13 protein-coding genes and 1 tRNA gene are annotated in these 12360 nt (G+C 62.4%); 8 read left to right on the forward strand and 6 right to left on the reverse strand.

Annotated features, from left to right (window positions below):
* The first annotated feature begins 49 nt into the window (after nucleotides 1-49).
* Nucleotides 50-1066: an ArsA family ATPase gene (locus BLR34_RS06175; protein WP_092700721.1), complete on the forward strand. Its 1017-nt coding sequence runs from the start codon at nucleotides 50-52 to the stop codon at nucleotides 1064-1066.
* Between the two features lie 11 nt (nucleotides 1067-1077).
* Here the strand turns inward: BLR34_RS06175 and BLR34_RS06180 are convergent, their stop codons facing one another.
* Together BLR34_RS06180 and BLR34_RS06185 are read right to left on the reverse strand one after the other, a co-directional pair.
* On the reverse strand, nucleotides 1078-6117 hold the full coding sequence (locus tag BLR34_RS06180) for a DNA polymerase II large subunit (RefSeq protein ID WP_092700724.1): 5040 nt from the start codon (nucleotides 6115-6117) through the stop codon (nucleotides 1078-1080).
* Entirely contained in the window at nucleotides 6118-6540 is a 423-nt protein-coding gene (locus BLR34_RS06185; protein WP_092700727.1) for a PPC domain-containing DNA-binding protein, read from the reverse strand.
* Between the two features lie 88 nt (nucleotides 6541-6628).
* Here BLR34_RS06185 and BLR34_RS06190 point away from each other — a divergent pair, with 88 nt between their 5' ends.
* Nucleotides 6629-7186 (forward strand): CDP-2,3-bis-(O-geranylgeranyl)-sn-glycerol synthase, encoded by a 558-nt coding sequence (locus BLR34_RS06190; RefSeq protein WP_092700730.1) that lies wholly within the window; start codon nucleotides 6629-6631, stop codon nucleotides 7184-7186.
* 260 nt (nucleotides 7187-7446) lie between these two features.
* Here the strand turns inward: BLR34_RS06190 and BLR34_RS06195 are convergent.
* Nucleotides 7447-7520, reverse strand: a tRNA-Val gene (locus tag BLR34_RS06195).
* 116 nt (nucleotides 7521-7636) lie between these two features.
* On the opposite strand from BLR34_RS06195, the gene BLR34_RS06200 reads away from it, so the two are divergent.
* The 4 genes from BLR34_RS06200 (at nucleotide 7637) to BLR34_RS06210 (ending at nucleotide 9596) form a co-directional block, all read left to right on the forward strand.
* Nucleotides 7637-7915, forward strand: coding sequence for a hypothetical protein (locus tag BLR34_RS06200; protein ID WP_143414134.1), 279 nt, complete (start codon nucleotides 7637-7639; stop codon nucleotides 7913-7915).
* Nucleotides 7916-8602 (forward strand): DUF7546 family protein, encoded by a 687-nt coding sequence (locus BLR34_RS06205; protein ID WP_092700737.1) that lies wholly within the window; start codon nucleotides 7916-7918, stop codon nucleotides 8600-8602.
* 81 nt (nucleotides 8603-8683) lie between these two features.
* Nucleotides 8684-8842, forward strand: coding sequence for a hypothetical protein (locus BLR34_RS16895; protein WP_176765252.1), 159 nt, complete (start codon nucleotides 8684-8686; stop codon nucleotides 8840-8842).
* A 40-nt stretch (nucleotides 8843-8882) separates the two neighbouring features.
* Nucleotides 8883-9596, forward strand: a complete 714-nt coding sequence (locus BLR34_RS06210; protein WP_092700740.1) for a diphthine--ammonia ligase — start codon at nucleotides 8883-8885, stop codon at nucleotides 9594-9596.
* Here the strand turns inward: BLR34_RS06210 and BLR34_RS06215 are convergent.
* Complete coding sequence (locus tag BLR34_RS06215; protein WP_092700743.1) at nucleotides 9593-10012, reverse strand: CopG family ribbon-helix-helix protein; 420 nt, start codon at nucleotides 10010-10012, stop codon at nucleotides 9593-9595. The genes BLR34_RS06210 and BLR34_RS06215 overlap by 4 nt on opposite strands.
* Nucleotides 10013-10120: 108 nt before the next feature.
* Here BLR34_RS06215 and BLR34_RS16900 point away from each other — a divergent pair, with 108 nt between their 5' ends.
* Entirely contained in the window at nucleotides 10121-10297 is a 177-nt protein-coding gene (locus BLR34_RS16900) for an HVO_0416 family zinc finger protein (protein WP_176765253.1), read from the forward strand.
* A gap of 3 nt (nucleotides 10298-10300) precedes the next feature.
* Here the strand turns inward: BLR34_RS16900 and BLR34_RS06220 are convergent, their stop codons facing one another.
* Entirely contained in the window at nucleotides 10301-10735 is a 435-nt protein-coding gene (locus tag BLR34_RS06220; protein WP_092700746.1) for a hypothetical protein, read from the reverse strand.
* A gap of 124 nt (nucleotides 10736-10859) precedes the next feature.
* On the opposite strand from BLR34_RS06220, the gene BLR34_RS06225 reads away from it, so the two are divergent.
* Entirely contained in the window at nucleotides 10860-11726 is an 867-nt protein-coding gene (locus BLR34_RS06225; protein ID WP_092700749.1) for a TIGR01548 family HAD-type hydrolase, read from the forward strand.
* 36 nt (nucleotides 11727-11762) lie between these two features.
* On the opposite strand, the gene BLR34_RS06230 is transcribed toward BLR34_RS06225, so the two are convergent.
* Complete coding sequence (locus BLR34_RS06230; RefSeq protein ID WP_092700751.1) at nucleotides 11763-12359, reverse strand: GNAT family N-acetyltransferase; 597 nt, start codon at nucleotides 12357-12359, stop codon at nucleotides 11763-11765.
* Nucleotide 12360 lies beyond the last annotated feature (1 nt).

The following is a 12360-nucleotide window of genomic DNA, read 5'->3' on the forward strand; positions in this document are numbered from 1 at the left end:
GAGCTTAGCTTTCGACGGGTACACAATCCTGGAGCGGAAACCGGCGGCTATGGAAATAGATGTCGAGCCTGTCGAGACGCTTGACGACATCGACACCGACAGCCTCGCTACCGGCGTCGATGCCGCCGAGTACGTCCTCTACGGCGGGAAAGGCGGCGTCGGAAAGACGACGATGGCCGCCGCGACGGCGCTTGCAAGCGCCAGCGACGGCACCGAGACACTCGTCGTCTCGACGGACCCCGCACACTCGCTGTCGGACACTCTGGAGACGGACGTTCCCGAGGAGCCGACACGGGTCCACGACGAGGTGCCGCTCTACGGCGCGGAAATCGACCCTGAGGCCGCGCTCGCGGACAGTCCGCTGGGAATGGAGGGCGGGAATCCGCTTGCCGGCATGCTCGGCGAGGACGTGGCCGACCCGCTGGCAGGGTCGATGCCCGGTGCCGACGAGGCCGCGGCCGTTCGCCTCTTGCTGGAATACCTCGACGACCCGCGGTTCGAGCGCGTCGTCGTCGACACCGCACCGACCGGTCACACGCTTCGCCTGCTGGAGTTACCCGAAATGCTCGACTCGATGGTCGGCAAGCTGATGACCGTCCGCGAGCGGATGAGCGGGATGTTCGACGTGTTCGGCGACGAGCCCGACGACGAGGATATCGACAGCCTCAACGAGTTCTCGGCGCGCATCGAGCGGCTTCGCGACCTGCTCCGGGACCCCGCGCTGACGGATTTCCGTCTCGTGATGGTGCCCGAAGAGCTGAGCATCATGGAGTCAGAGCGGATGCTCGACCGCCTCGACGCCTTCGGCGTCCCCGTTGGGACTGTCGTCGTCAACCGCGTCATGCAGGACCCCACGGAGGTGACCGACCTCGGTTCGGACTGGTTCGTCGCGCCCAATCACACCGACTGCGAGTTCTGTGCCCAGCGCTGGGAGGTCCAACAGCGCGCGCTCGCCCGGTCTCAGGATATCTTCCGCGGCCACGATGTCCGCCGGGTACCGCTACTGGCCGAAGAGGTCAGAGGCGAGAAACTGCTTCGTGTCGTCGCGGCCTGTCTGGCCGAGTGAGTGCAGAGCGGTCACATGAAATCGGCGATGCCTGACTGTTTGTTGGTGTCGTCTTCGAAGATACGCTCGATACGTGTTTCGAGGATTTCGAGGCGCTGTTTCGTGTACGGCCGACAGCCGAACTCCTCGGCGACGTGAATCGCGGTGTCCATGTACTTGTTGACCGACCCCTCGTGGACGGTCAGGTTGATATCGCCACCACACTCCGGGCAGTTCCCCGACAGCGGCGCACGCCTGTACTTCTCGCCACAGCCCAGACACCGGAACTCCTGGCTGGAGAAGGCCTTGAGATTCCCCAGCAGGTCTGGCAGGAAGTGGAACTCGATGATGCGCTCGGCCACGTCCGTCTGGTCGACCGCCCGGAGCTTGCGCGAGAGCGCGAGCTGGGCGTCCATCTTCTCTTGCATCGAGCCGAGCGTCTTGTATGCCGACAGGTCCGGTCCCGCCGCGAGGTCGGTCGTGTCGTGTGTATGGTCGAACCCGCTGTACTCGCGGTCGGTCCCCAGCGTCTCCTCTGCGATGGTCATCACGTCTTCGACCTCACCCGTCTCGGCGAGTTCCCGCGTCGCCTCGTAAAACGCCAGTGGATACTCGCGCATGATGTCGACGTTGTGTGCCTCGTCGTCTATCTCGGTCGGGTCGATACGCGAGGACATCACGAGCGGTGCGTCCATCTGGCCGCCTCGCTGGTCGGGCAGGAACGTCTTGCTGAAGTTCAGTAGCCCGTCGAGTAAGAGCATCACACAGTCCTCGTCACCGTCGCACTGACCGGCAAACACATCATCTGCAACGAGGGTGTTGGTCTCCTCAACTGTGACACAGTACGTGTGGTCGATAGACGCTTCGATAATTTCCACGTCGACAACCTCGTCGAGCCATACACCGCCTCCGTCACCGAAGAGACGCTGTGTCCGTGTCTCGATACTCTCCCGCGAATCCGAGAGCGTCTCAGATTTTCTCTCAGGATTGAGTCCCACGCGGTCCGCGAACCGAATCGCGTTCTGCGAGGTGACTTTCAGCACCCACCCCTCAGACGACTTGGGGCCGTCATAGAACTCCGCGACGGCGCCGGATTTTATCGTTTGTTCCTCTCGGTACACTTTCGTGGCGATACCGAACCGCTTGAGCGCAGCGACGAGGTCTGACTTGAGGTCGTTGCTGGCAGTGTGTGCCCGCACCCCGACGCGGTCGCTCGCAGTGTTGCCGTCGCCCGAGAAGTACGCCGCGAGGAACGAACGCAACACGGAGTCGGGTCCAGAGAGCACACAGTCCGGGATACGCTTCGTTTCGGGTCGGCTCCCCGTGTCGAGGACATCTGTGAACAGGGTCGTCACGAGACGGCTGGAGACCGTAATTTTCCACTCGTTCTCCTCGAATGCCTCGACGTTCAACGTCTCCGCGAGTATCTCAGTTAGCCTCGCCCGGGGTGTCTCGTCGGGGGGACAGACGGTCGTTTGGTAGAACGAGCCGTTTTCTCTCCGTGTAAATCCCTCCGCAGCGTAGTACCCGAGCAACGTGCCGACAGAGTTGTCTATTTCAAGGAAGCGGGAGACTTCCGCAGTGTCCCGTCTAACACCGAGAGTAACCGTATCTGGAACACGGTCGAGAACGGTCTTTCGGTCGAACAGGTCGAGGAGAACGTTCGCGGGGACGCTATCACGGGATACCCAACTGTACACCGTCGAGTCACTCAGGCCAAGGCGGTCCGCGACTGGTTGGAGATAGCCATCCGCGTCGGTTGCCTCGTCGAGCAGTTCCTTCAGGAGTGTCTCACCAATCCCCCGAATCATCAGGTCCTCGTCCGGGATAGAACCGGCGTCGAGGAACTCGGCAAGTAGATCAAACGTCTCGACCGAACCGTCGACGGAAATCTGCTTCGGAGCTGGTATCTCATCTCCCTCAGCGAGGGTGTTAGCTGTGACGTGCGCAACGTGGCCATCTTCCCAGCGTCGCATCGAGTGGTCCGGTGTTACGGTTAGTTCGCGGCCGCTCTTTGTCTGGACGCGCACCAGGTGGGCCGGCGACAGATGTTTCGAGACCGCTTCGACGCGCTGGAGCGTTTGGTCGCCGGTTTCTGTGACGGACGGGACAAACACGTCGCCATCGAGATGTTGAACTAGTGCGCCGAAGTCATCCTCGTCCGCAATCTCGGGGTCAAGCCGCTCCTCGACGAGCGTCTCGATAGAGTCGTAGTGCCAGTCGCCGCCCTCGTCCTCAAACCACACATTTGTCTCGGGATGGAAGCAGTTCCGGCGTTTCGCCGCGTGGAAGTACGGATGCGCGTAGCCAACGGCGGCGCTGGTAAATCCGACGACGCGTCCGACGACTGCCGCGCTCGTGTGAGGGGCCATCCCGAAGACGAGTTCGCCGACGAGGTCGTCACGCTCCTCGAACTCGTAGTAGGAGTCGAGTCCGTAATACTGAGAGAGGAGGTCGTCGACGAAATCGGCTGTCTTGAGCATGTGTTCGGCCGCCCCGTCCGAGAGGACGATATCCTGGACGTTGAGCTCGACGAGCTGGTCGGGATGGCGAAGCTGGTCACCGTTGATGTCCTCGTGATATCCCAGTTCTCGGAACTGGTCGACGGTCACGTCCAGTTCTGCCGGCCGGACCGCCGTGACGGGCAGGTCGGTCATGTCGTAGCGAATCGTGCCGTCTTTGAACGCCGATACGTCGTGTTTCGCCCGGAGAATCCCTTTCTCCAGTGGTTCCGGTGTCTTCTCCTCGGAGGTGAGTCCCTTGACGGCTTTCAGCTTCTCGAAGACGGCAGGCCGTTCGCCGACGTTGTCCAGTGCCTGTTTGTACTCTTGCCGGAGGTGGATTGTCTCGGTCCGGGTTGGGTCGGCGAGAATTTCGCAGTCGGGACACTCCGCCCGCCCGGATTCGTCAGGTTCGACCTCGCGGTCACAGTCCGGACAGACGTAGACCGCCTCGGCGATGTCGCCGCAGTCGGGACACCGCGCGCGGTAGGTTTGCTCCCCGCAGGCCCGACACTCGCGGCGGCCGACCTGTACGTCTATCTGGCCACGCGTTCCCTCGACCTCGTCGCCGTAATCGACGGCGTCGCCGACCGAGCGCTGGCTCCCGCCGGCCTCACCGATAGGGAAAAGCGTGTGAACCGCCGGCGAGAGTTCGCGTTCCTCGGATTTCTCGGGGCGGCCCATCCGGTTGCCGATACGGGTCGGGGCGCGTTCCCGGACCTGGAACGGCGCAATCTCGTTGATTGCCTCGATTGCGTTCTCGCCGTCGTCGTAGGTGCAAGCGCGCTCGCTTAACTCCGCGAGCGTCCAGGACCGCTCCAGGTCGGTATCGAACCCGAGCGTTCGGACTAACGGCTCCCACTCCGGAATCTCGATTGTGTCGTCGTGTTGGGTGTGTTCGACGAGCAGCGTCTCCAGAGTTTGTCGGACGGTTTCCGTACGTGCGACGACCAGCGACTCGGCACGCGAGCGGGCATCCCTCTCCATCGCGCCGTCGGTCGCAACCAGTTCTCCCGCTTCAATTGCCGTCGTGAGAGCGTCGACAGCCTCGACACTCACGTCGTGCCAGACGTAGGTGTATGCCGGATGCAAGGGCGCGTCGTACTCGCGTGCCCACTCTAGGGCCTCTTCCGGTGTCGGTGATTCGAGGTCGACCTCGGTGCTGTCACGCATCGCCTGAACCGGCGCGCCCGCCTCGTCGAACTCCTGTATCCACCACTCGAAGACGTAGGAGGCGGGCGCGAGCGGATGGTTGTTCTCGACGAACTCCCCGTAGTTGACGAGATACTCGCCCAAATCGAGGATACGCTCGACGCCGTTGCAAATCTCTAGAGCCTCCTCGGCGTCGTCGATACGGCGGACTTCGCCGTTTGCGAGTCTGACCGTCGGTCCCTCGATGGTGTCGACCGGGACGACACCGGCGGCCTTCCCGGGTCGTTCGGTTTTTATCTGGGTGCCAGCGGCGAGGAAGTCATCGACCAGATGCATCGTCGCGGGGTGGACCCCGGCGGTGGCGTGGCCGTGGTTGCGCGCCCGGCCGTATCGCAGTCGGAAGCCGCCGGACTCGCTCGGGTGTGAGAAGACCGGGCGGCCCGCAATGAGGTCCTGAAGGAACTTCTTCGAGGGGTCTGACCGTGGCGGCCCGGCAGGTTCCGGGCCCTCGTCTCCCTCGTCGTCCTCGTCGTCTTCCTCGGCCCCGTCCTCGTCGGCGCTTTCGTCTGTGGTGTCGTCGCTGTAGTTACCGTCGATGAGGTCTTGGAGCCAGGGCCAATCGATTTCGTCGAGGTTTCGGGTATAGCGCTGAATCTTGGGCGCCTTGAGCGCGATTCCCTCGCCGAAGACGAGACACATCCCACCCCGGGCCGAGTTCGTGTCGACCCGGTCGAGGTCTCGGAAGCCAGAGACTTCCTCGTCACCGGTCGCCTCGCCGTCGAGCATGATAGGCATGTGCTCGGCAATGAACTTGGCTTCCTTCTCCTTGGGAGCGTACTGGAGGCCGGTCTCCTCGTCGTACAGCGCCACTTCCTCCGCGTAGCGGTTGATTTCGTCGTCGCGGGGTTTGTACTGGTCGATATCGAGCAGGGCGCGGGCGTAATCTGCCACCAGCACCGACAGCGCCTGTGCGGTCCCGCCCGCCGAGCGGATTGGGCCGGCGTAGTAGATGTTGATGAACTCGGTGCCGTCGTCGTTTTCGAGTAACTCGACGCGGTCGATACCCTCGATGGGTGCGGCCACGACACCTTCGGTGAGGAGAGCGACCGCTGTCCGGACTGCCCCTTCGATTTTGCCGGCGCGGGTCTCGTAGTCGCCGACGCTACCGTCGACGAAGTCGTCGACGAGTTCGAGCGCGGCTTCCTCGCGGGACATCTCCCCTTCGAGTTCGCGGACCCGCTCGGCGACTCCGTCGATGCCGAGGATGTTCTCGACCCGGTCAGCCATGTCCTTGGCGACCGGAATCTCGACCTCGGTCGTGGGGTCGCCGCCCCGCTCTCGGGCTGCGTTTGCGACATCGAACGCCGCATCGAGTTCGCGTTCGAGGCGCTCGAAGTAGCGTTCGTCGTCGGCGTTCATCTACAGCGGCCAGAGGTCGAGGTCAGTGGTTTCGTCGTGTTCGCGTTCGAGGGTCGTCTCGAACTCGCGGACGTACAGTTCCCCGGCGAAGGTCGTCGCCGTATCGAGGTGGCCGGCCACGGTCGACCCGTCCTCACGCGAGAGGACGGCGTGCGTGTGCGCGAAGGGTTCGCCGTCGAGCATCGAGATGTTCCCGATAGCGGGCGTCATCTCGAAGTGCTCGTCGAACATGATATCGTCGTATTCCTGGTCGTGCTGGTCGTAAAACAGCAGCGTCGCGTCAGAAACAGCCCCGATACCCATGAAAAATCCGGCCTCGATACCTTCTGTGGCCGCGAACGCCTCGATTTGGCCGCGCCAGTCACGCCCGTGTTCGAGTCGGGCGACGTACTCGCGTGCGCCGTCGACTTCCTGATAATCCATGTTCGAGCAAGACGAGCGGTGCGTAAAAAACTGTTTTGTCCACCGGGCAAACACCGCAGTTAAGACCCACCCAATCGACCTGGCGGATATGGAGCTGTTTGGAGTCGTAGTGACGGCCTTCTGGGCGATGTTGCCCGCTTACATCCCGAACAACGCGGCGGTACTCGCCGGCGGCGGCCGACCGATAGACGGCGGGCGAACGATGGGTGACAGTCGCCTGCTCGGTGACGGCAAGACCTGGCGGGGAACCCTCGTCGGGTGGCTCGCTGGCGCGGCACTCGCTGTTGGACTGAACGCGCTCGAACCGGGCGTGAGTGACGCCGTCGGCATCGCCCTCCCGACGTTCCCGCTCGCGATTGCGCTCGCGCTCCCGCTTGGTGCGATGCTCGGCGACATCGGTGCCTCTTTCCTGAAACGCCGAAGCGGCCGCGAGCGGGGTGCGCCGTTCCCGGGCGTCGACCAGCTCGATTTCGTCGTCGGTTCGCTGTTGCTCGCCTCGATAGCCGATTTCGCCGCGTCACTCTCGTGGTTTGCCGACACGTTCACCGCCCCCGTTCTCGCCGTCGTGTTGCTAATGACGCCGATGTTACACGTCTCGACGAACGCACTGGCGTATGCCGTGGGTCTGAAAGACGAGCCGTGGTGACAGGCAAAGAGTACAGCGGATATTGAAAACCAGAGTTATCGACGGGCTAGTGTCACGGCCCGCGTGAACGGGTGTCTCGCTTCCGCTGTGTGCGTTTCGTCTGGCTCGAACCACTCACGAACGACCTTATACCTCCTAAAACGGTCGATGCAAGATGAGTGGGTTCGGGCGGTTTCGAACCGCGAGGACTTCGCTTCGCTCGTCCTCTGGGCCCGAAGCCACAAACCCATTTGCCGCTCACGGGTTGTTCGCGGCAGAAATGGGTTCGGGCGGTTTCGAACCGCCGACCTCGGCCTTGTAAGGGCCGCGTCATAACCGGCTAGACCACGAACCCTATCTGAACGAAGTCAACGCTGACGAATAACGCTTACTTTCTTCGCCGACATTCCCCGCGCCGAGAGCAGTGGGATGTAAACGATTATTACCGGTGAGTGGATAGAGATGGGCAACATGAACTTTCAGAACGGTCGAGTGTTGACTGGTGGGCTCGGACTCGTCGCAGTGCTGGCGACTGCTCTCGTCGTCACAGTCGTCGGCGGCAGCGTCGAAGAGCTGGCTTACGCGTTCGCGGGCGGCATCGGCGTTTCGGTCGTCGTTATCGGCTCGTATGCCTACGGCGACCGCAAGGGGCTACCACATTCCCACAGCGTGGCCGTCGCGGGTATCGCACTGGGTGTGCTCACGACTGCCGCTATCGTCGGTCGTCTGCTGACAGAATACGGCGCGTAGATGGCACTCTCGTGGCTGAACAGTCTGTCTGGTCGGCGTGATATTCCTCTCCTGGCAGGTGTCACCGTCGTCGAGCTGTGTCTCTTGGCTGGCTATTTCCTTGTCCGTCCGGAGCGACCCACCGTGTTACGGTACACGCTGTACCCGTTCATCTGGATAAATGTCGCCCTGCTGGCCGCACTCCACGTCGACGTGCCCGAGGCCTCCCGGCCGTACTCGCTGGCGGCAGCAGCCATCGCGACGCTCTATTTCGGCGTGTTACTGTACCTGAGCGGTCTGCTCGGCGTTCCGAGCGACGACCTGTTACAGCTCTCCGGGCTGGTCGACATACAGGCGGGAACCCCAGGGACCGAGCGCCTCCATCTGGTCACCGAGGTCGGTTATGTCTCTATCATCCCCTACCGGACGGTCGGCTATCTGGTCCTCTCGTATCTCGTTTATGTCACCATTCTCGACCTGTCGGGCAGTCTTCTCGCGGGTGCGCTCGGCCTCTTTAGTTGCGTTGGCTGTGCGTTCCCCATTCTGGTCTCGCTGTCGGCCGGCCTGTTCGGCGGAACCGCAGTCGCCACCGCGGTCTACAGCGCGCAGTTCGACATCTCGACAGTCGTATTTGCCGTCGCCGTCGGGCTGTTGTACCTGCGGCCTGGCGTCGACGGGACGCTCGGGGCTGTCGGGGACACGCCGTAGCCGACCCGATACCGTCGGTTACTTTCACTTTCACCGCGCCCATGGCTCGGCTTGATGTGTGCAGGGGCCGTCTCTACGAGTATGCTAGACCAACTGGCCGCCACCTGTGAGAACGAGCGCTGTAACCGGCCGCTTACCGAAGAGGAGTGTATGCTCGTCTACCAGACGGAGTACGGCCAACGCCGCGCCTACGAGTGTCACTGTGGGACAGTCACCGTCACCGTCGGCCGGCGGGAGTGACGACCGATAGTCGTTTACTCCCCGCCAAGCAACATAGCCCATGACCGACGACGCGTGGGTAAGCCTCTTTTCGGGCGGAAAAGACTCCTCGTGGGCGCTGTATCAGGCACTGAACCGCGACCTGCCGGTCGAGCGACTGGTGACCGTTCACCCTCCCGAGGACTCGTATATGTATCACGTGCCAGCGACAGAGCTAGCCTCACTCGCAGCAGAGAGCATCGGCATCCCGCTGTTCGAGGTCGAGTCGTCGTTCGACGCGGCAGATGTGACAGACGCCGGCGAACAGGGCGACACAGAGATAGAGCCGCTCGAAACCGCGCTCGCGGAACTCGATGAAACCGTCGGCGGGCTGGCAGGCCTCACCGTCGGGGCAGTCGAGAGCGAGTACCAGAACTCTCGGGTCGGCGAGATGGCAGAGCGGCTCGGCGCCGACGTGTTTGCGCCGCTGTGGCAGCGCGACCCACGCGACCTCGGCGAGGCGATGCTCGACGCTGGCTTCGAAATCAGGATTATCAGAGCCGCCGCCGGCGGCCTCGACGAGGGCTGGCTCGGACGAACACTCGACCGCGAGGCGCTTGACGACCTCGAAGGACTCAACGAACGGTACGGTGTCCACCTGCTCGGAGAGGGCGGCGAGTTCGAGACACTGGTCACGGATGGCCCACACATGGACCGACCGATTCGGCTCGAGTACGACACGGAGTGGGACGGCACGCGTGGTCAGTTACAAATTACAGACGCCTGGCTCGATTAGACAATCGAGTCGATGCGGTCGACTGGCATCACCGAGTAATCGATAGAGAGCGTGTCCTCAGTCGCGCGAATCTTCCCGACGAACGTCGAAATGTCGTCGAGAGAGCCCTCCAGAATGAACAGCTCCATGCAGTAGTGGTTTCCGACGTGGTTGTGGACGTGGGAGGTGACGAGGGGTTCGTAGTTGTGCCGTAGCGTCATCATCTTGTGCTCTACGTCGGTCGACTCGTAGTTGAACAACACAGTCACCACCCCCATGAGCTCCCGGTCTTCGAGTTGCTTGTCGTCGAACTCGTTGAGCAGGTTCCGGGAAGCCTCACGCACGACCTCGCTCCGCCCGGTGTAGCCGTGCTCGTCGGCGAACGAATCGAGACGCTCCAATAACTCGTCTGGCATCGAGACGCTGACCACGGTCATATATTAAGATAATCCGATTTGGTTAATAAGATTTAGCATCTGCCGAGTGACAGGCTGGGTTGCCCGCACCAATAGAACTATATAGTGATGTGACAAAGGATACCATGTATGGCGTCCGCACAGACTGATGACGACATGTTCGACGAGTTCCTCGCCCAGCGCGGTCACGAGACCGGTGCAGCCGGATGGGAAGAAAGCTACAACAAAAAGCAGTGTCCCGACTGTGGAGGGCTCCACGCGTCGGACGCAACAGAGTGTTCGGTCTGTGGCTGGTCCCCGGTATAGTTCTCAGTAGTTAATCGGCTGTTCGTCGTCGGTATCCGTAGCCGACGGAGTGACGACGCTGACGGCGTCTGTGACCGCTTCGACGAGTTCGAGTACCTCGGAAGTGCAGTCCTCTGCGGTCAGTGATTGGCCTTCGAGCAGTACCTCACAACACACCGTCTCGTCGGGAACCGGCTCGTCGGTTCCGTATCTATGCGACGACCGCATCATGAAATGGGCTTCTCGTCCGCGCCCGACAAAGACCCACATCCTGAAATCGAGCGGCGACGGGTCACGAGCGACGACGTAGGTGTCCTGGACGGTGTCTGAGTGGTCGGCATCGAACTGCCAGATTTTGTACTTGCCGTGGACTTCCGTCGGCTGCCCCCGCGGTTCCCGTGGCGCGGGGTCGTCGGGCGGAAGGTCGTGGCTGTCGCCGTAGCTGTCGAGGTCGGTCATCGAATTGTGGTTACCAATCGACGTGAATATAGTTTGTGTCCTGTCGGATTCGGGCAGATGGACCGGCAGTCTCGGCCGCACTAGTCGCAACGTGCAAGACCCTCCAGTGCGTCACCCCTCAGTAATGAACGTCGACGCAGTGGTACTCGATGTCGACGGCGTCCTCGTCGACGTCGCCGACTCCTACCGCCGGGCAATCATCGAGTCGCTCGACCGCGTTCTCGGGGAGACTATCGACCGGACGAGCGTCCAGCAGTTCAAAGACGCTGGCGGGTTCAACAACGACTGGGAGCTGACCGACGCGGCGGCGCTGTTCCTGCTCGCGCGCAAGGAGGGGTGTGACCTCTCGCTCGACCAGTTCACGACCGATATCGAGGCGATGGGTGGCGGTCTGGGTGCCGCCCGGAGCATCGTCTCTGAGGAGCTGACGCCGGCGACACGCGAGCGTGTCTTCAGCAGATGGGACAGCGAACAGCTACAGGACGTGTTCCAGCAGCTGTATCTCGGAAGTTCTCTCTACCGTGACCTCGAAGGCAAAGAGCCGACCCTCGAAACACCGGGGTACATCCACGACGAACCAGTGTTGGCGACCGAGGAGACACTCGACAGGCTCCAGGCAGAGTACAACGTCGGCGTCCTCACTGGTCGTCCCGCCGCGGAGGCAGACATCGCACTGGAGCGGGCCGGCCTAGACATCCCGTCTGCACACCGGTTCACGATGGACGACTGGGAGGGCGGCAAGCCGGACCCGGATGCACTTCTTACGCTTGCAGAGCGGTTCGAGGCGGACGAACTCCTGTTCGCCGGCGACACGCTCGACGACGTGAAGACGGCGCTCAACGCACAGCGGGCCGACAGTCGTACGTACTACGGCGTGGGTGTGCTAACCGGCGGACTGAGCGGCGAGAGCGGCCGTAGCGCCTTCGAGCAGGTCGGCGCGACGACGGTCGTCGAGTCGGTCAACGACCTGCCGTCGCTGCTTGGCGGCTGAGCGCTGGGGCTGTCGGGATACGCCGTCCCAACCACCTCACTCCGCGTTTCGTTCCCACTCCTCGCGAGCGATGCTGTACCTGATAGAATCGCGGGGTTCGCCATCGATGACCAGGTCGTTCCGGATATGACCCTCCTTGCGACCGCCGAATCGTTCGACGTACTTCTCGATAGCACGCCGTGACTGGTCGTTTTCGGGGTCGTGTCTGACTGTCACAATCTCGAGGTCGAGGCGCTCGAAGGCCAGTTCGAGTATCCGCCCCGCGCGTTCTCCTGAGTAGCCCTTTCCCCAGAACGGCTTGCGTAGCCAGGTGCCGAGCTTTGCACTCCGCCGGTCCCAGTCGGGATGGAGGCTCGCGAGGCCCGCGAACTCGCCAGCGCGTTCACCCGCGGACGGACGAATCACGTACGTCACAGCGTCGCCGTCCTCGAACTGCGCGCCGCAGTGGTCTACCCAGTCGACGGCTTGCTTGGGGTGGTCGTACGGGTCCCAGGTGACGTATTCGGTAATCGCGTCGATACCCGGGGCATCCCGTTTGACGTGGCGATACAGCTCGAAGGGGTCGATATCGTCGGGATGGAGTCGCTCGTATCGGAGACGGTCGCTCTCCATCTCCGCCGGAAACAGTGTCATG

It is taken from the genome of Halovenus aranensis (assembly GCF_900100385.1).
GTDB lineage: Archaea > Halobacteriota > Halobacteria > Halobacteriales > Haloarculaceae > Halovenus > Halovenus aranensis.